Origin of the sequence: Bacteroides hominis (assembly GCF_033042785.2) — a bacterium.
Lineage (GTDB): Bacteria > Bacteroidota > Bacteroidia > Bacteroidales > Bacteroidaceae > Bacteroides > Bacteroides hominis.
Genome location: NZ_CP178829.1, coordinates 2,522,285 through 2,541,656 on the forward strand (window position 1 = coordinate 2,522,285; position 19,372 = coordinate 2,541,656).

The 19,372-nt window shown below is 42.3% G+C and carries 21 protein-coding genes; 2 read left to right on the plus strand and 19 right to left on the minus strand.

The window, feature by feature from the left end:
• Window positions 1-6: 6 nt before the first annotated feature.
• The 14 genes from R3O62_RS10520 to R3O62_RS10585 form a co-directional block, all read right to left on the minus strand.
• Window positions 7-2,079, minus strand: a complete 2,073-nt coding sequence (locus R3O62_RS10520) for a bifunctional DNA primase/helicase (RefSeq protein WP_118023844.1) — start codon at window positions 2,077-2,079, stop codon at window positions 7-9.
• Window positions 2,042-2,401: a helix-turn-helix domain-containing protein gene (locus R3O62_RS10525; RefSeq protein ID WP_004309986.1), complete on the minus strand. Its 360-nt coding sequence runs from the start codon at window positions 2,399-2,401 to the stop codon at window positions 2,042-2,044. Before R3O62_RS10525 ends, R3O62_RS10520 begins: the two co-directional genes overlap by 38 nt.
• Before the next feature lie 104 nt (window positions 2,402-2,505).
• On the minus strand, window positions 2,506-3,408 hold the full coding sequence (locus R3O62_RS10530; protein WP_118023843.1) for an RteC domain-containing protein: 903 nt from the start codon (window positions 3,406-3,408) through the stop codon (window positions 2,506-2,508).
• A gap of 31 nt (window positions 3,409-3,439) precedes the next feature.
• Entirely contained in the window at window positions 3,440-4,234 is a 795-nt protein-coding gene (locus tag R3O62_RS10535; protein ID WP_250721546.1) for a helix-turn-helix domain-containing protein, read from the minus strand.
• Entirely contained in the window at window positions 4,149-4,328 is a 180-nt protein-coding gene (locus R3O62_RS10540) for a hypothetical protein (protein WP_250721547.1), read from the minus strand. The genes R3O62_RS10535 and R3O62_RS10540 overlap by 86 nt, the downstream gene beginning before the upstream one ends.
• On the minus strand, window positions 4,313-4,864 hold the full coding sequence (locus tag R3O62_RS10545) for a hypothetical protein (RefSeq protein ID WP_117721671.1): 552 nt from the start codon (window positions 4,862-4,864) through the stop codon (window positions 4,313-4,315). The genes R3O62_RS10540 and R3O62_RS10545 overlap by 16 nt, the downstream gene beginning before the upstream one ends.
• A gap of 10 nt (window positions 4,865-4,874) precedes the next feature.
• Window positions 4,875-5,072 carry a hypothetical protein gene (locus tag R3O62_RS10550; protein WP_117721672.1) on the minus strand — a complete coding sequence of 66 codons (198 nt, stop codon included), beginning with the start codon at window positions 5,070-5,072 and terminating at the stop codon, window positions 4,875-4,877.
• A 264-nt stretch (window positions 5,073-5,336) separates the two neighbouring features.
• Entirely contained in the window at window positions 5,337-5,915 is a 579-nt protein-coding gene (locus tag R3O62_RS10555; RefSeq protein WP_317473016.1) for a hypothetical protein, read from the minus strand.
• A 47-nt stretch (window positions 5,916-5,962) separates the two neighbouring features.
• Window positions 5,963-6,385 carry a hypothetical protein gene (locus R3O62_RS10560; protein ID WP_004329681.1) on the minus strand — a complete coding sequence of 141 codons (423 nt, stop codon included), beginning with the start codon at window positions 6,383-6,385 and terminating at the stop codon, window positions 5,963-5,965.
• A gap of 80 nt (window positions 6,386-6,465) precedes the next feature.
• Window positions 6,466-7,056 (minus strand): T6SS immunity protein Tdi1 domain-containing protein, encoded by a 591-nt coding sequence (locus R3O62_RS10565; protein ID WP_032535959.1) that lies wholly within the window; start codon window positions 7,054-7,056, stop codon window positions 6,466-6,468.
• 78 nt (window positions 7,057-7,134) lie between these two features.
• The gene (locus R3O62_RS10570; protein WP_032535954.1) at window positions 7,135-7,467 is read right to left on the minus strand and encodes a hypothetical protein; all 333 of its coding nucleotides are present in this window, start codon (window positions 7,465-7,467) and stop codon (window positions 7,135-7,137) included.
• Window positions 7,468-7,544: 77 nt separating this feature from the next.
• A complete protein-coding gene (locus tag R3O62_RS10575) occupies window positions 7,545-7,961 on the minus strand; it encodes a hypothetical protein (RefSeq protein ID WP_317473017.1) in 417 nt (138 codons plus the stop codon).
• Window positions 7,962-8,035: 74 nt separating this feature from the next.
• On the minus strand, window positions 8,036-9,142 hold the full coding sequence (locus R3O62_RS10580; protein ID WP_065540254.1) for a tyrosine-type recombinase/integrase: 1,107 nt from the start codon (window positions 9,140-9,142) through the stop codon (window positions 8,036-8,038).
• A 97-nt stretch (window positions 9,143-9,239) separates the two neighbouring features.
• Complete coding sequence (locus R3O62_RS10585) at window positions 9,240-9,854, minus strand: TetR/AcrR family transcriptional regulator (RefSeq protein ID WP_065537820.1); 615 nt, start codon at window positions 9,852-9,854, stop codon at window positions 9,240-9,242.
• 517 nt (window positions 9,855-10,371) lie between these two features.
• On the opposite strand from R3O62_RS10585, the gene R3O62_RS10590 reads away from it, so the two are divergent.
• On the plus strand, window positions 10,372-12,756 hold the full coding sequence (locus R3O62_RS10590) for a sensor histidine kinase (RefSeq protein ID WP_269110108.1): 2,385 nt from the start codon (window positions 10,372-10,374) through the stop codon (window positions 12,754-12,756).
• A gap of 136 nt (window positions 12,757-12,892) precedes the next feature.
• On the opposite strand, the gene gcvT is transcribed toward R3O62_RS10590, so the two are convergent.
• From gcvT to R3O62_RS10610, 4 genes are all read right to left on the minus strand, one after another.
• Window positions 12,893-13,978 (minus strand): glycine cleavage system aminomethyltransferase GcvT, encoded by a 1,086-nt coding sequence (gene gcvT / locus R3O62_RS10595; protein ID WP_005775981.1) that lies wholly within the window; start codon window positions 13,976-13,978, stop codon window positions 12,893-12,895.
• Window positions 13,979-14,011: 33 nt separating this feature from the next.
• Window positions 14,012-15,235: a peptidase T gene (pepT, locus tag R3O62_RS10600; protein ID WP_005818884.1), complete on the minus strand. Its 1,224-nt coding sequence runs from the start codon at window positions 15,233-15,235 to the stop codon at window positions 14,012-14,014.
• Between the two features lie 132 nt (window positions 15,236-15,367).
• Window positions 15,368-16,774: an amidophosphoribosyltransferase gene (locus tag R3O62_RS10605; protein WP_005775983.1), complete on the minus strand. Its 1,407-nt coding sequence runs from the start codon at window positions 16,772-16,774 to the stop codon at window positions 15,368-15,370.
• A gap of 83 nt (window positions 16,775-16,857) precedes the next feature.
• Window positions 16,858-17,220, minus strand: coding sequence for a DUF488 domain-containing protein (locus R3O62_RS10610; protein ID WP_005775985.1), 363 nt, complete (start codon window positions 17,218-17,220; stop codon window positions 16,858-16,860).
• A gap of 520 nt (window positions 17,221-17,740) precedes the next feature.
• Here R3O62_RS10610 and R3O62_RS10615 point away from each other — a divergent pair.
• Window positions 17,741-18,877, plus strand: a complete 1,137-nt coding sequence (locus R3O62_RS10615) for an OmpA family protein (RefSeq protein WP_005775986.1) — start codon at window positions 17,741-17,743, stop codon at window positions 18,875-18,877.
• A 63-nt stretch (window positions 18,878-18,940) separates the two neighbouring features.
• Here the strand turns inward: R3O62_RS10615 and R3O62_RS10620 are convergent, their stop codons facing one another.
• Window positions 18,941-19,372 (minus strand): Fur family transcriptional regulator, encoded by a 432-nt coding sequence (locus tag R3O62_RS10620; protein ID WP_005809711.1) that lies wholly within the window; start codon window positions 19,370-19,372, stop codon window positions 18,941-18,943.

Sequence of the window (19,372 nt, forward strand, 5' to 3'; positions counted from 1 at the left end):
ATACGTTTATGGACAACCTGTGTTCCATCGAAGATTATATGAACCGATGACAAAACAGCTTTGGTTCGCCGTGTCTTTGGTGATGATGTCCCTTTCCCGCATGAAGCGGATATAGCTCTTTGCGGTGCGTTCCTTGATGTCCAAGACCTGCTGCAACTGCTCGCAAAGGTCTATGTAGGTGATGCGTGTCTGCCGCCCGAAGATGTCACGTGCGACATTCACCAGTTCCCTTTCCTTGCGTTTCTCCTTTTCCTCACGGGGCTTCTCGCCCTTGTACACGTGCATCCCGGCTTCCTTGTCCCATGCAAAGAGCATCAGCGGCACGTCCAGCGGGCTTCCGTCCCTTACTTTCAGGGCTTTCACTACCGACTGGGCGGGTTCATCGTCTTTCTCTATCGAAAGGATTGTAGCCGCCTTGCGCTGCAACTCGCTGCCCAAATGTCCCCGCAGCTTCAAACCGTTGGGGACGAAATGCAGCACGCACAGAATACACGTGTTGTAGATGCCAGCCAGCCGATAAAGTTCATCTATCACCGCCACGCTTTCCGCTTCATCGTTGGCACTCTTAACAAGGTCGGCGATGCCGTCAATGACGACCAACTGGATGCCGCCGTACTGGTAGTAGAACTTATCCATGCTCTGCACAATGGCGTTCAAGCGTTCCTTGCGTGACATACCCGTCAGGCAGAACGCTTTCAGCTCATCGGGTTTGTCCGGCTGTTTAGCACGTGCCAGCAGGTTGCTTACATTCTTGAACAGTTGCACTTCCGACTGTTCGGTATCATAGAGCAAGACCGCCTTGTGCCTGCCGTTGGCGGTTATCTGTACGCCCAGTGTATCTACTTCCGCACCAGCCGGGCAGATGCAGCCCGCCACGATTGCGGCTACATAATTGCTCTTGCCCGTTCCCTCGCCCCCGGTGATGCCGAACAGGTTGCCTTGTGTTCCTAACGGAACGTCACCCGCCGAAATAATCTCTTGCGCTTTGGCGGGCGGGTTGTTGAAATCTATCTCGCATGATTTAAGCATAATCAATGTGTCGCTATACAGGTTGTCTAAAAATTCGATAAACAGTTTCAGGAAATCTTCACGGGTGTTCCCGGCTTTGAAGTAGTCGGATATGTCCTTTTCCTCTTTCGTTCCCGGAAGCGGGAGCAGCAGGCGTTTCACGCCAAATTCTTCCAATAGTTTTTCCTGCTTGCGTGAGCTTTCCCTGCCCGTCTTGTCCATGTCAAAGAGCAGGACGATGTGCTTGAAGCGGAACGTCAGCCGATAAACCAGCGTTGGCGGTATCGTCACCGTTTCACTGTTGAAGCAGATAGCGTGAAAACCATGCGCCGCCAGCGAAAGCACGTCTTTCTCGCCGCCCGTGATGAATAGCGTGTCGCCTTTGGCGGGCAGTTGCTCCAGCCCGAAACAGTAGTTTTCGCCGAAGCTGCCGCCATAGAGGAAGCGGGGCGTGGAGAACGGGCGGTACAGCTTGATGTACTGTTTGCCCTTGTAGCCGTACATGGGTTCTGCCACCGATGAAGTGTAGGTGTACGGTTTGCCCTCTGCCGTTTCGCTGTTGTATTCCCGGAGCGAGCAGACCTTGTAATGTTCCAGCAGTTCGGGCGTGATGCCGTACTGTTGCCAGTACACCAGTTCGGCAAGCGGAAATTTCTGTTCCCGGAACTGGTAGGGCTTGACGGGCTTTTCGGGCTTTTCTTCGGGTTTGTCCGGCTCTGCCCGGCGGACGGTTGCCGGGGGAACGGAAACCGGAGTGCCGGAAGCCAGCCCCAAGCCCAAATCCCGGTCGATGATTTCCAGTATCTCCACGAAGTCAGCCGCCCGGTTGCAGTCCAGCCCCTTTAACTGCCCCACGAGGAAGAAGCAGTCGCCGCTGTAACTGTCGTTGCCGAAGTCTTTCATCTTGTAGATACCGCCCCGGCGGTCGAAGTAGATGTTGCAGGAAGCCTTGCTGTCCTCGTACAGCGGGTTAAGGAAGTTGCGACCTATGCGCCAGTTTCCGGGCAGGTAGTGTTTGAATACCGCCAGCCCGTTACTTGTTCTTTCTAAGATTTCCTCTTTCCTTAGCATACAGTTGGTGGTTGGTTATCAGGTTGTCGATGTTCTCTTTGTTGCTCCTAATCAAACGTTCTTCCAGCATCCGGCGTATCTCGCTGACCTTGTAGAAATAACGTCCCCTGATGTTGGAATAGGCGATAGTCCCCGATACCCGCAGGCGTTGCAGGGTCTTTTCGCTTATTTTCAGGAACGTGCAGACCTCGTAGCTGTCCACCCACATATCTTCTTCACTTTGTTTTGCCTTTTCTACATGATTGAATATGTAATCGGCAATGGCAGTAATTTTGTTGTCCAGTTCCTTGTAGGCTTTGGACTCGAATGTTATTATTTCCATAATGGTAACTAATTGATTTGCCGCAAAGTTCGGGTGTCCTGAAAAATAAAACGCCACAGGCGAACCCACCTGTGGCGAAATAAATTTTGTTAAAGAACGGTTGCCTAATCCTGTTCCCTCATGCGCAGCAGCAACCTGTCTTTCAGGGTGGAGAGGAAGCCTGTGCGGTCTTTGGTCTTGGCTTTGAGTTCCATGTAGGTATGGTAGAAGTCGCCGAGGTCGATGTCGAAAACGTATTCAAAATAGGCTACAATCTCCTTAATATCAACCGTTCCCTTGTTCAGACAGCCGCAGGCGTCCAGTGCATAGACAAGCTCCACCAACGCCCTTTTCGTCCCCGTCCAGCGTAGCACCTTTCCTGTGAAGCCGTTCTTCACCCGCTTGCGCTGTTCCCGGCGTTCCAGTTCGTGCAGTCGGTTGGTGAGGTATATTTCCAGCAGTTCGTTGGCTAAAATCTTGGCTACCTTGAAGTCGTGACTGGTGCTGAACTGTGGGTCTGTTTCGTAATAGAAACTGTCCACAATGATTTGTATGTCAGGCTTCCCACGCATGAAATACTGCCTGTCCAAGTAGGTGGCTTTCGTGCGGTGGTACTGGTAGAACGCCAAGTTCCGCTGGAACGACTTTGAAATCCGGTCGGTTTCCGACAGCAGGTAGTCCCGCTGCACGTCCTCGCTGCCGCTGGGGAAGCGCACCTCTATCTTGTAAACGGTGTTGTAATAGATGATTTTGCTCGCTAAAAGCGGTTTCAGTTCCTTGAAGAAGTGTATTTCTTCTTCCGTGCTGGCGAACGGGTAGGAGATTATAAAGGTTTTGAGTTCGCCCAGTATCTCTTGCAGGTAGTCCACGCACAGGCGGCAGAGCGTCAGCGTGTCCGCTGCGGTGTCCTCGTATTCCTGTATCTGCCATTCCACTTTTTGAAGCAGTCCGGCGAAGTATGTTTCCAACGGTATCTTATGTTCCATAATCTTGTGCTTATCTTTTATGAAGCACAAAGTTACGGGCATAAAAAATCTGTTTTATTCTTGATTTTTCACATTACGTTCTTGTAACTGTGCATTTTCTTGTTTCCTGCGCTTTTCTGCGTATCTCGCCCGGTGTGTCCAGCAAGTAAGCCTTGCAGAAGTCGTTCAGGTTCGATGTCGATGCGAACCCGGTGGTGAACGCCACTTCGGTAAGCGTGAGGTTTGTGTTCATCAGGTAGTGTTCCACGTCTTTTACCCGTTCCTTTATCACCCATTCCTTAGCCGTGTACCCGGTCATTTTCTTTACCTTTCGCCGGAACGAGCCGTATTCCATGCCGCATTTGTCCGCCAGTTGCTCGGCATCATAGACCATGTAGCCTTTCAGACGTACCATTTCGGTGAACGTCTGCCTGCCCAGTTCCGGCAGCATCCGTTCGGCGTGGCGCAGCTCCTTTTCCGTCACCAGCAGGCGGTTGTCCCTTACCGGGTTTCTCCGCAGCAGGTGGAAAGCGTGGCATACCGTGTTGTATACGTTGCATAGGTACTGCCGTCCCGGTCGCATCCAGTGGAGCGCATCGCAGTAGGCGGTCAGTTCGGGTATGTCGTCCCGCTTGCGGTGCTGTTCCGCCAGTTCGTCCAGTATGGCGTAATGTGTGGTGGACATACCCAGCAGAATGATGATTGCCTTGTAGTCCTTGTACGCCGCCAGTGTCGGCGTTTCCGGCAGGCTTTTGAGCGTGTCGCACACGTGGGCGCACAGCCGCCCGTCCTTGCTGAACGGTTCAAGTTCCAAGTAGTTGTCCATTTTCCGGCTGTTGTGCAGCAGCCATGTTACCTTTTCGTCCAGTTCCTTGCAGGACGCTTCCAACTCCGCTTCGGGAGTGGGAAGCAATAGTGGTGTAATCCGTTGTTCCATATCTGAATAAATTGATTTGTTTCCTGTACGTTACCCGGTAGCCCATAGCCAGACCTTTTGGATTAGCCGCCAAACCACGTGATAAAGGAACATGGCGGCAAGCATAAGAAAACCTGCCCGCAGGAAATATTCTTCAATGCGTTGCCAAACGCTCGTTTTTCGTTCGGGCATCAGTATGTCCGCCACTTCCTCAAAGGTCTTGCAGGCGAAAATCACTTGCCGGAACTCGTCTGCGCTGTTCCAGCATTCTTCCTTGAACCACCGTGTCTTGGGGTATCGTTCCGCTACCAGTTCTTGCAGTTTCCGTAACGGGAACGGTTCGGGGTTGTCCCCGTACTCGTATTCAATGGAAATCACACGTCCCTGCATCCTGATACAATATCCCAACATCCCTTGCCACTTCACTTTGTGCGCCCCCTTTTCAACATATTTCGTCCCGGTTGCATCCACAACAATGTAGTTCTTCCGCTTCTTCAACAACTTGGTATTGGTCGTTGTGTACAGTTCTTCCTTGCGAAACACGTATATCATGTTGCCTTTGGGGGCAAAGCTGAATATCGGGTATTTTAGTTGGGCTTTCATTGTTAATAGTCTATTGTTTTATAAAAGCAAAATAAAGCAGGGTAACACCTGCCACAACCCCGAAAAAGATACAACCTGTAATAATGAAAGCCCAATCGAGGTAATGGAAATCAAGTTCTTCAAAAGGAATGGCGGCTTTCTTTATATATCTGTTCCATACCCATATTAGAACTTTTCCAAATCTCTTTGCTGTGATAAGGCTACTCATATTGTTCTTTGGTTTTCAAGCCGGATAAGCAGAAAATAACCGCATACTATTATTAATACTCCAATTCCCAAGCCGATAACCCAAAACAACCAACCCGGATATTGGAATATCATATCCTTGTATTTGAATTTCTTCTTTTTAATCAGTCTGTACCAAAGCCAAACTGTAATTTTCCCAAGATTATAAAAGATAGTAGGCGAACTCATTGTTTATTTAATGGTTAGCAGGGAACGACTTGCCGTTATCCTGCGTTGTTAGCTGTATCTATTTTAGAAAATCCAAATCAAAATAATATTGATTGTCATTCTTCGGATTTATGTAAATCGTTGTCATTTCATAGTGTTGCAATAGTATTTCCAATGAAACTTTTTCCTTCAAGATTACATCACTGCGAAATGTTTTTGTCTTTCCATTGTATTTGGTTGTGTACGTTACGGTGTATATTGTAGTGGACACGATTTGTTCACTATGATAAATGTCAGGGAATAAATAGCCACTGACACCATTCCAAAATTGGGTTTCCCATGTATGGAATATCCGAAAGATAGGCTCTTGCATCCTTGATTTCTTGGTATTCCATTTCTGTGTAGTGACTTTACATTGGTTTAAATCAACAAATAATTGTATTCCATACCTTTTTATTTGTTTTGTAGCCTGTTTTACTCTATATTTATAAATAGTATCACCAATAAGTCCGGAATTTAACCAAACAACCAATAAGATAGCTCCTGATATTCCAATAGCATACCATTTTGCAGCAAAGCAAATGCCCACACCGAATACATAAATCCAAATAAAAATAAATCCAAGTATTCTCAATATTTTATTCTCATAGATTTTCATGTCATATAATTACATCTAATGGTTTGGAAAGGAACACCATTCAGGGGTTATCTTTCCTTGTTACCAATGAATTTACTTTTATATATAGCGTACTCTACTGTGTAAGTAGCCAGCTTCACGCCCAAGAACATACCTACAAGCAATATATATGCTACTAAGCAATATTGATTATACAAGAGGTCTTTTAAGAATACAGGTATCAATAAGGCTATGATTGTAGCGTTCTGAAACCACTTCTGTACTTTCAATAAGAGGTTAATGTATAAATGATTTCCTATGTAATTGAACCCCCATTTATAATTATGCTGTTTCAGATAAGATAGTGAAAACCACAATCCTACAAGTGAAGCAATAAGGGCTACTCGCCACCATGCTCCCATGTATGGGAACATACCTTTTAAGAATGTCAGCAAAACAATACCTATTATGCTACATTCATATACTATTCTTACTTTTGTTACATCATTCATATATGTACGCTATTTGTTGGTAATGGTTAGCAGGGAACGGCTCGTCCGTTATCCTGCGTTGTTATCAACCAGTTCTATACTCAATATTTATCTGCAACTTCAAATTCACCGATTGTTTGTGTGCAGATGTCAATGTACGGAATAGTCTTGACTATCTTGATGTTTTCAATGTCCTCACTTCCTCCCATAGCCAACAGTAGGGAATACCCGAAACATTCGTCATTGTCGGGAGTTCCGAGTTTCTCTTGTATTACAGGATAATTTTCTAAGTCAAACCAACCTTTCAAGAAACTTTGATTTACCATTACCTTATTAAAAATTGCACGAAGATTGGCAGGAAGTATTAAATATGTTCCGTATCTGACATTCAGATAAACAACGTAATTATTCAGTCTTGGGTTCTTTACATAGGCAAAGACATCGCCGAAAGCCGTACACATGAATGGCAGAAACGATTTGTCATCTTCCTTCTCATAACAGGAGTTTATCACATCTTGGTAATCGGACGGATTGATAAGCTTAAACAGCCCATTACAATAACTGCCCAGCCCGACTTCCTGCCATAAAGTATTCAGTTCGGGGTAGGACAAATCGGCGTATTTGGCAATAAAAGTATCATCTACTGCCTGCCTCTTATTATTGAGGCTCTTTTCTAAAAATTCTTCGTACATATTTATGCGCTTTATGGTTGATAATGGCTTGGCGGGGAACGGCGTTAGTCCGTTATCCCGGCTTGTTATGAACTTACTTTACCCCTTGTGCCTTTTATAATTTGCATAGCGAGCATTTAGAGTGTCCCGCCATTCTTGGCTTGGGCAAGAGTTTATTAACTGAATATACTTATTCTCATCATCAACGCAAACAGACTCTACAAGTTTTAATAAACTCCACTGCAAATCATAAAAAGCATTTTCAGGAAAGATTTGTACCAACACCATAGCTTCATCAAATGATATGGGAAGTTGTATTTGTTCTAATAAGGCATCATAAGTATTTACTAATTCATCAATACTCTCTGTATCATTGATGCTTTCATTAGGCATACGACCCAAATCTTTCAACTGTAAAATTTCATTTCTCATATCGTGTACTCTAATTGTTCATAATGGCTTGACGGGGAACGGCGTTAGTCCGTTATCCCGGCTTGTTAATATTAAATTTATGTTTCCTGATAGATTGTTTCAGAATATAATTCAGTCGAAAGAATAATAAATTTTAATTCTCCATTAGGCTTATAATCAAATGAATGTTGTAACGTATCCATAAGTTCCTTTTCGTAAATGAAAAAGGTATAATAGAATTGATTTTTAAGTTCCAGCCCCTCTCGGATTTCTATAATTTGATTTTTTGCATCGAAATAATAAGTAAATAGGTTATTAGTTGTTTTAAGAGAAGTTACATTTCCAACTATTTTCCCTTGCTTAAACCTATTTCTTTGATAAGAATAAGGAGCTATTTCGTAGAACTCACCTTTGTAATTCTCTTCCTTTACAACATTCTTATCAATTTCTCTTTTCAATTCATCAAACATATTTCTCAATGAATTAAAATCATCTTTCAATTTATCAGGTATCATAGTGTTTCCTTTTAATATTAATTTATTTATAACCGCACCTTATGGTGTCGTTCCTACACTTCTATAACTGCACCTCACGAATTATCCAGTGTATCAAGAGGATTAGGGATTTTTGCTTTATGGGCACTTGACACATGAAGATAAATGGTTGTGGTCTTGATGTCGTTGTGTCCCAGCAATTCCTGTATCGTGTGCAGGTCTGTTCCCTGTTCCAGCAAGTGTGTGGCAAAGGAGTGGCGCAGCATGTGTACGTGTACACGGTGTTTGATGCCTGCACGATGTGCGGCTTCTTTCAGCACTTTCACCAATGCACTTGCCGAATATTGCTCTCCGGGTGTTTCGCCCTCAAACAACCATTTTTGTGGGCGATATTCCCGGAAGTAGTGCCGTAGTTCTTCCAGCAACTTGGGTGAAAGGAGCGAATAACGGCATTTCTTCCCCTTGCCCATAATGCGAACCGACATTGTTTCACTGTTGATGTCCTGCGGGGTCAGGTTAAGCAATTCGCTTCTTCTAAGTCCGGCAGAGTAAACCAACGAAATCATGCAGTGATGCTTGATGTTGGAAATTTGTGCAAGGATGCGCTTAATTTCATTCTTGCTCAACACTTCGGGCAGGCTCTTGTACTCTTTGGCACGGGTGATACCGCCGTAGTATTGCCGTTTGCCGCCTTTCACCTGTTCGTAATAGAACTTGATAGCATTGATGCGCATATTCTGTTGCGACACCGAGATTTTCTTCTCGTTCACAAGATAGAGTATGTACTTGTTGATGTCCGGCACTTTCAGGCGGTCGATGTTCCGTCCCTTGTGATATTCCATGAAGTCGCTGAAATAGGCACGGTATGTTTTGACGGTCGAGGGGCTGTAACGCTTCTGTTCCAGCAGTTCGAGGTAGCCTTTCGGCAGTGTGTATTCCCTTTTAGGTTTGGGATGCCGCACGTAAACCCGGCTGTAATCAATATAGGCGTGGGGCGAATAGCGGTCGTAGAAATCCGGCAGGCTGAAAGCGGCTGATGCCATGTATGCAGAGCCGTTGCCAGCCATTTCCATACCCGTGTCTTGGGCGAGCAGTTGGGTTACAGCCTGACTGTTCGCATATTCTATCCGTATGTAGTCTGCACCGTCCCTTGTTTCTTTGTGTAGCACGATGCTTCCTCTTTGTTTCTGAACCTTATCCATGTCGCTGAATTTTGCTTCATGCTCCAAAGATAAAACAAAAACGCCACATTTTGAACATACGTTCAAAAATAATAGAAGTTAAAAAAACAAAACTGTATCAGGCTTTAAGCAGCGAATAGATATAGCGAAAGTTTTCTGCCAGTTCGTCCACGTTTAGACCGTTCAGAAATGCTTGTTCGTATGACAGTCCTAAAAACATTTGCCGGAACATGGTAGCCGTTTTCTTCACGTCCGTGTCGTTTCTGATTTCCCCGCTGTTTTTTGCTTTTTGTATGACTTTCTCCCATAGGTCATAGTCTTGTCGGTAGATTTTCTCAATTTTCTGCCTGATGCCCGGATAGTACATACGCACTTGTGACAGGAAATGAAAGTAGTAGAAGTTAGGGCTACAATCATGCGGGCTGCTATTATCGTCAATCAGTTCAACAATCCTTTTCATGGAAGCGGCTACCCCCGCCACGTATTGCCCGATGAACTTCTCCAACGTATCGGCAGGAGCGGCAAACTTGTTTCCCGGTTCGTGCATTTTTAGCACGTATTTGTCTGCCACAGCCATGAATAAATCCAGCTTGTGCGGAAAATAATAAACGATGCCCGTTTTTGTCACTCCGCAGGCTTTGGCAAGCGTGATGATGCTTGCTTTCTCGTAGTTCATCCTGACAAATACTCCGAACGCTTTATCTATTACTTCTTCACGGTTAGTTATTATCATACACGTTTGTTTTTAATCGGTTACGAAGATACGGATTTTGTTTTAACCATTTGTACCCCAGTGCTTTTTTTTAGTGCAAGGTGCAAGTATATATTTATATATATAGCTTGCACCTTGCACTAACCCAAAAATATTTATTATCAGATATTTGCGAGTTTCAAAAGAATGCCGTATCTTTGAACCCGAAAGTTAGGCAGACAAACAGCGGTCAAAGTTGGACAGGCTTAACGGTTGAAAATCGTTACTGTTTCGTTACCTATTTGAAATTTTGAAAGCAAAGTAGCTGAAATATAAGCGGTTAGAGTTATAGGTTCAAAACCCTGTCTCTCCGCAAACTTATCGGATGGTAAGTGGATAAAAAGCCTACAAGTTCACAACTTGTAGGCTTTTTACTATTTATACTTTTTATTTCCAGAACACCTGAGTGAATAAAAAGGTATAATAATGCTACCATTTTATAATCAGACATTACCGTATTGATGGAAATTATATTATTTTGACTGGTAGAAAATAAGCTATGAGACTCACAGACCCTAAATGCAAATACATTTTTGCCTTCATTCTTTTATTGGGGGTCTTCTTATGTGGGTATAATTCCAAACAGTGGTATGTCACAAATCATCGGATTAAAAAAAACATTTCTCTTATTTATTCTTGTTCAAAAGATAAAATCGGGCATGGACGCTTTGAAGAACTTGTAAAACAAGAGTTTAAAGCGCAGGGTATAGAGCCTGTGTTTGATGAATTTTACCTTGATTGTGACCGTTTCGACCAGAAAGTCGAAATGGAACATATAGGTAATTATCTTGAAATTCTGAAAACTAAGCCGATAGATCTTATTTTAGCGGTAGGGGACCAAGCTGCTTTTTCTTTGTTATCGACCCGTCATCGCCTTCTCTATTCTATTCCTGTGGTAGCCTGCAACGTGCATTTCCCTGATGAAAATCTTATAAAAGAGTATGAATCCAGAAAGGTATATGTGTTGAGAGATACTCCGGACTTTAAACGCAATATGGATTTTATAAAGTCTTTGCAACCCCATGTAAATATGGAGATTGTTTATAATATTGATTTAACTGCTCTTGGGCATAAATCTTTTGACTTGCTGAATCGGGTTATCGACAGAAAGAATGTGCAGATTTGGGGGCATAAGTCAGCGTTTTCTATGGAGTATGAATACAAGGAAATGAGAGAAATGATAGAGTATTACAGTCTGATGCCTGCTGTCGCAAATCATAATTCAGAAAAGGAGGAACTGACTGTGAGCCTCTGCCCTTTCCGGTACATAAAAGGTGCTTCTTTGCTTGTTATGATGGAAAATTCGAAATGTGAGCAAGAGAGGAAGGCATTCTTACTTGATAAATTTGATCTGGTATCGCTTCCGATAGTAAATGCTCTGAATATACCTTCTTTCAGTTGTGTACGCGAGGGATTTGGAGATGGGAGTAAAATTGTAGGTGGTTATATGGCTACTGAAGAGATCTCTGCACAAGCTGTTACCGGTTTATCCGTCCGGCTAATGAATAAAGAGAAAATAGGTATGCCTAAGATAAGGGATCTGGAGAAAGAGTATGTGCTGGATTGGAGTGTCTTTTCGTCCTATAATGGTTATGATATTGGAAATGTGGCAAAGGATGTGCGTATTATTAATTATCCGTTCTATGACCATTACCGAAGGGAGGTTTATTTATTGGGTGTGCTATTTATTCTTGCATTCATTTTCATATCAATCAGCCTGTTGCGTACGCGGCGACGTTCTCTGATAGAACGTAAGAACTTACAAATATTGGAAGAAGCACACAAACGGTTGACTCTTTCTGCCGACGGAGGGCAGATTTCATTATGGAATATGCAGGGAGATGACATTGAGTTTGACGATAATTATACGCGTCTGACAGGTATGGGAAAAAGGAGGGCTAAGAGAAGCACCTTTTTAGAGTATGTACATCCCGATGATTCTCAGTTATTGAGTTCTTTTTACGGAGCACTTTACAAATCTCCGGGCATGCAAATACAACGGGCACGTTTTTGTTTTGATGAAACGGAAGAATATCAATGGTACGAATTGCGCTGCCGGAGTCTGAAAGATGTAGAAGGCGAGATGATGCTGGCAGGTATCATGCAGAATATTCAGGAGGCGGTAGAACGTGAGCATCAGTTGATTCTGGCTAAACAAATGGCTGAGAAAGCTGAATTGAAACAATCTTTCCTTAATAATATGAGTCATGAAATTCGTACCCCGCTCAATGCAATTGTCGGATTTACGAATGTGTTGATAGGCGAAGGTTCCGAAGAGATAGATCCGGATGAAAAGGCAAGTATGCTTGATATCATCAATCATAATAATGAATTGCTTTTGAAGCTTATTAATGATGTGCTGGAAATATCCCGTCTGGACTCCGGAAGTCTGGATTTCGAAATAAAGGAATGGGATATGACAGAGATTATGAAAGAGATTTATCTGACGTATCAGCCGTTAATTCAGCCTTCCTTGCAGTTTCATCTTGAATTGGGTAATCCGGTTCCTTTACTTGTGCATATTGATCGTTTCCGTTTTACTCAGGTTATCTCCAACTTTTTGAATAATGCAAATAAGTTTACTCAAAATGGTCATATAATATTGGGATGCAAAGTGGACGAAGAACATCATGAAGTTTGTATATATGTAAAAGATACCGGTAAGGGAATCGATGAAAAGGAACTTATGATGATTTTTGACCGTTTTTATAAAACAGACGAATTTGAACAGGGAAGCGGTCTCGGACTTGCTATTTCTAAAGTTATTATCGAGCGATTGTCAGGGCGTATAGAAGTGCATTCAGAGAAGGGGAAAGGCAGCTGTTTTGCAGTGATTTTATCATTGGCGGATGTACGGAAGGATCATTTGGATGAGCTTTTATAAAGTGTCGTGGTGGGTGATCCGCTTGATCTGATTCAGCGGGGCCGGTTTCATGATAGTGTGCCCCCTGTACTTACATAAAAATCCCCCTCTGTCCTTTGAGGCAGAGAGGGATTTCAACTTATTATTTTCTCAATGTTTATTTACGGAAAGGCGGTTTTACTACCACAGCTTTCAGCTTACGGCCACGCATATCGATGCATATCTCCGTACCGACCTTGCTATATTCAGGCTTTACATATCCCATGCCAATACCGATTTTACGGGTTGGAGACATTGTGCCTGAAGTCACAATCCCGATCTTATCACCTTCGGCTGTTACCAGTTCGTAACCATGTCGGGGAATACCACGGTCGATCATTTCAAAACCTATCAGTTTGCGGACTGTGCCCTCAGCCTTCTGTTTTTCAAGCATTGGGCGATTTGTAAAGTTCTTGCCATCCACGAATTTAGTAATCCAACCAAGTCCGGCTTCAATAGGAGAGGTAGTGTCATCCAGATCATTGCCATACAGGCAAAATCCCATTTCAAGTCGAAGTGTGTCACGTGCGCCAAGTCCTATCGGCTTAATGCCAAACTCGGCTCCTGCTTCGAAAACGGCATTCCAGATCTTTATGGCAGCATCAGGATAGAAATAAAGTTCAAATCCACCGGCTCCGGTATATCCCGTGTTAGAAATAATCACATTTTTCTCACCGGCAAACTCACCAACCTTAAATGTATAATAAGGAATATCGGAAAGGTTAATGTCTGTCAACTTTTGCAGAGCTTGAATAGCTTTCGGACCTTGTACGGCGAGTTGCGCCATATTATCAGAAGAATTTTCCAGTTCGGCTCCTTCTGTATTGTGAGAGACGCACCAATTCCAGTCTTTCTCTATGTTTGAAGCGTTGACAACCAATAAATACTTTTCCGGTTCATATTGATAGACCAGCAGGTCATCAACAATACCGCCGTCTTCATTCGGAAAACAGGTATATTGAATTTTGCCCGGCACTAAAGCTGCCACGTTATTTGAGGTCACTTTCTGCAAAAAAGCCAATGCATGAGGCCCTTTCACCCAAAATTCACCCATGTGGGAGACATCGAAAACACCGACACTATTACAGACAGTAAGGTGTTCGTCAATGATACCGGTATATTCAATAGGCATGTTATATCCTGCAAACTCGTGCATCTTAGCACCAAGTGCGATATGTTTCTCGGTAAATGGAGTGGTTTTCATGAAATGAGAATTTAAGAATTATATAAATAATGATTATTTAGAAGCTACAAGTTCAGCAATCTTCACAATGACTTTCATTGCCTTTTCCATGTTCTGGATCGGAACAAATTCATAGCGGCCATGGAAGTTCAGCCCACCTGCAAAGATGTTAGGACAGGGTAAACCTTTGAATGACAATTGGGCTCCATCCGTTCCTCCACGAATTGGTTTCACATTCGGCTTCACGCCTACAGCTTCCATTGCGGCAAAAGCAGTATCGATAATATGCATCACAGGCTCAATCTTTTCTCGCATATTATAGTATTGGTCACGCAACTCAAGAGTGGCGGTACCTTTACCAAACTCTGCGTTGATCTTGTTTACCAGATGCTCTATTTCTTTCTTGCGATCTTCAAATTTATTGCGATCATGGTCACGAATGATATAGGATACAGTACTCTGCTCTACATCCCCCTGGATACCGATAAGATGATAGAATCCTTCGTATCCGGAAGTATGTTCCGGAGTTTCATGCCGGGGAAGCATGGTGATGAATTGGTTGGCTATGCGAATAGAGTTAATCATTTTATGTTTCGCATAGCCCGGATGTACATTACGTCCCTTAAAAATGATTTTGGCAGCAGCGGCATTAAAGTTTTCAAACTCCAATTCCCCGACTTCTCCTCCGTCCATCGTATAAGCCCATTCACATCCGAATTTCTGAACATCAAACTTATGGGCACCTTCACCTATTTCTTCATCCGGATTGAAACCGATCCGGATTTTGCCATGTTTAATTTCGGGATGTTCTTGCAGATAGACAACGGCTGATACAATCTCGGCAATGCCTGCTTTGTCGTCTGCTCCTAATAAGGTTTTACCATTGGTGACAATCAGATCTTCTCCTTTGTGATCAAGCAATTCGGGAAATTGAGCCGGTGAAAGCACAATGTTTTCTTCGGTACAGAGTACAATATCCGAACCATCATATTTTTCTACAATGCGTGGAGTTACATTTTTTCCACTCATGTCGGGACTCGTATCCATATGTGCTATGAAACCGATAACAGGTAATTCCTTGTCTGTATTGGCCGGCAATGTTGCAAAAAGATAACCGTTTTCATCCAATGTTATATCTTCTAACCCCAAAGACTCTAATTCGGACTTTAGATATTCGGCAAATACCATCTGTCCCGGAGTACTGGGAGTAAGTCTTGTCAGTTCGTCCGACTGTGTGTCAAAGCTTACATACTTTAAAAAACGTTCTACTAAATTCATATCATTAAGAATTAATAATTTGCTAATCTATTATTTTTCACGCCTGTAAAGGTAAAAAAAGAGCCGTGAACTGCCAAGCAATTCACGGCTCTTTTTTAATACATTATTCTATATTTAGTCACTAATAGCTACTTAGAAACAGCTGGAGCCATCGAAACAATGGGTGCAGACCTTACATTTTGGCAGTCCGATAGCTTCAATTAGTGTTTCAATCGTATTGAATTTGAGGGAAGAAAGTCCAAAACGCTCAGCAATAATACTTACCATTTTTTCATATTCCGGTGAACCGGTAGTAGCATATTTATCCAGGTTTTTGTTTTCATCTCCTTCCAAGTCCTTTATTATTTGTCTGGTGATCAGTTCCATATCTGATTTTGAAGCAGTAAACCCAATAAAGGGACAGCCATAAATCAGCGGTGGACATCCAATACGCATATGTACTTCTTTTGCACCATAATCAAAAAGTATTTTCACATTATCGCGCAACTGCGTACCGCGTACAATGGAGTCGTCACAAAAGATGATACGCTTGTCCTGAAGCATTGCACGGTTAGGTATTAATTTCATCTTTGCCACCAGAGAACGTAATTCCTGCTTACTCGGAGTAAAACTACGAGGCCAGGTGGGAGTATATTTAGTAATGGCTCTATGATAAGGAATCCCTTTCCCTTCTGCATAACCTAACGCCTGTCCAATACCCGAATCCGGAATTCCACAAACGCAATCGGCGTCAAAATTATCCTGTTCTCCCATTTTCATTCCGCTCGTGAAACGCACTTCCTCTACATTACGGCCTTCATAGCATGAATTGGGAAAGCCGTAATATACCCAAAGGAATGAACAAATCTGCATTTTATCGTTGGGCTTACGGAGTTGTTCTAAACGGTCGGCGTGCATACGGACAATCTCACCGGGACCCAAATAACGTTCTATTTCAAAATCAAGATTCGGAAAACTGTTGGATTCACTGGTAGCAGCATAAGCCCCCTCTTTTTTACCGATAATTATAGGAGTACGTCCCCATTTGTCACGTGCGGCAATCACTCCATCTTCTGTTAACAGAAGCATGGAACACGATCCCTTGATATGGTTATATACGTTTTCAATCCCTTCAACGAAGTTTTTTCCTTGAATAATCAATAAAGCAATAAGTTCAGTCTGATTGGTGTTACCCGAACTAAGTTCGGCGAAATGCATGTTTTGTGAGAGTAGTTCCTCTTCAAGTTCTTTGAGGTTGGTGATCTTTGCGACTGTAACAATGGCGAATCTGCCAAGATGTGAATTGATAATAATGGGTTGTGCGTCTGTATCACTGATAATGCCTATACCGGCATTTCCTTTAAATTTATCAAGTTCCTCCTCAAACTTAGTCCGGAAATATGAACTTTGTAAATTGTGGATCGAACGGATAAATCCTTGTTCTTCACTATATGTCGCCAGTCCTCCCCGTTTTGTTCCCAGGTGTGAGTTATAGTCTGTGCCGTAGAATAAATCGGTCACACAGCTCGTTTTCGAGACTGTTCCGAAAAAACCTCCCATATGATTCTTTTTTGATGTTGTTTTTAAAAAGATGGCGCAAAAGTACAAAAAAGATTCGTGTTGGCATAGGTTTCTATAAGAAATCAGTTTTTCAGGCGATCCTCCAGAAACGCCTGTAAAATACGGGCATGATTATAAACCGGTTCCTTAGAAGCATATAAAAGAGTGACTGTTTTATAAGGATGTATCCGGACTAAAAAATCAGCTACTTTATCGGAGGTTTCAAGCTCTTTCCGGTACATTGCCGCAAATTCTTCCCAATGTCCTGGGATATCTCCGTGAAACCATTTTCTCAAATCGGAAGAGGGAGTCAGTTCCTTCGCCCAATAATCATACTTTAAATATTCTTTTTTCATTCCACGAGGCCAAAGCCGGTCAACCAGTACACGATAGCCATCCTGTTCCGAAGGATCTTCATATACACGTTTAATTCTTATCTGATTCATATCAATGATCTTTTGATTATAATAACTTAATAGAAATAGAAAAAGTTTATGGAAGAAAGGACAAATCATAATACCTTAAGAAAATGTGAGTTTTAAAATATAAACATTGTAAGTGCATCGTTCTTCAAGTGGAGATTGATAAGAGAAGTTATGAAAGATGAAAATCAGAACATATGGAATTAACAAACCATTCATTTTGTTTGTAGAGCTTCATATTGGTATTATACCTATTTAATTATTATAATCTGCTGAGAAACAATTTTATGTGAATAGCTCTGCAAAGCGATCTAAACGCTCTTTTTCTATTCCAATTATAAATACCTATTTTACAAAGGTTTGCATTTAATTCAAAATTTACTTCCCAGAAATAGGCTTGCGGAAATTTGCAAGCTACAAAAATAAATTATATTTTTGCGGCTGTTTTTGCAAAACCGGTTTACATGAATCGGATCGATAAAACAATTATTGGCGAATAATTAACTATTAATGTTTAACCAAACCAATTTAAAATTTAGAAAAAATGAAGAAAAGTATTATTATGTTTGCATTAGCAGCATTGATGAGCACAAGCGTTTTCGCTCAAAACAATGATGCAGAACGCCTTCCGGGGTACAAAACAACTTTCGAAGGTAATGGATTTTGGAATAATTGGTATATGTCTTTAAACTTTGGTGCGCAGTCTCTCTTCGCTGAAAACTCTAAAGATGCAAAATTCAGAAACACTATAACTTTTATGCCGACTCTTTCGGTAGGTAAATGGTTCAACCCTTATTGGGGAGTTCGTTTGCAGGGTACAGGTGGCTCATTGCATGGATTTACATCTGGAGCTAATTCAATGTTACATTATCAATATGGTGCCGTTCATGCAGACTTTATGTTTGGACTGATCAATTTCTTCGCTCCTTATAAAGAAAATCGTCGTTTTGACATCGTTCCTTTTGCAGGTATCGGTGGAGCATTCATCCGCAAAGGTGACCAGTCATTTACAATCAATGCAGGTATTCAGGCACGCTACCGTATTTCAAAGCGTTTCGATATCAATGTTGAATACCAGGGAGCTATTTTAGACGACGATATGGTAGTTCGCGGCGGTTTCCCGAACGATGGAATCAGCGGGCTGACAGCCGGCGTTACTTTCCGTTTCGGAAAAACCGGTTTCAAGAAAGGTTACTCTTCACGTCAGTACAATGCAATTAAGAGCAACTATTCTGACTTAGAGGCAAACTATACTTCTTTGAAAAAAGAAAATGCTGCACAACAAGCCGAAATTGCTGAGTTGAAAGCACGTAAGCCGGAGGTTATCAAAGAAGAAACCGTAATCGATAATTCAGAAATCAAGGCTCTCCCAAGTACTATCACTTTCCCGTTCAACAGCAGTAAAATTGAACTCTCACAGGAAGTAAGTATCTTCAATATTGCTGAATTCTTAAAAGCAAATCCTGAAATCCGTGTTCGTCTGACTGGTTACGCCGACAAACGTGGTTCGGAACAAGCTAACAGAATTGTTTCTGAAAGACGTGCCAATGCAGTGACAGAGGTATTTGTCAATAAGTACGGAATTGCTAAAGATCGTATCACTACAGAATTCAAAGGTACCAGCACTAAATTTGAAAATGATGACTGGAACCGTGCAGTAGTTGTGGAATTGATTAAGTAATAACAATTATACTACCTTTTTTAAGAAGGCGCATTGATAGATCATATCAATGCGTTTTTATTTTTAATGGCCTTTTTTCAGCTCTGCCGCACATTCCGCGCAACATCCTTTTAATACATAATTTATGCTTCGTACGGCAAATCCTTCAGGCAAATCTACTACGGGGACATGAATGTTTTCAAGGCAGAAAGTCTTATGGCAATATTCACAGTAAAAGTGCGTATGCAAATCTTTCACGGCACAAGTACATTCACTGTCACAAACCGCATATTTTAAAGATCCTGTACCATCATCTACGCTATGTGCCAGATGTTGGGAAACAAACAGGGTAATCGTTCGGAATATGCTCGACTTATCCACAGTATCCAGTTTGTTCTCCAAATCAAGAAGTGAAACAGCTTGTTCCGCATCTATCATAGCTTTTAAAACCAGCATCCTTATGGCAGTAGGTTTTATTCCTCTCTGTTCTAATATCTTCAAACACAAATTTTCCAT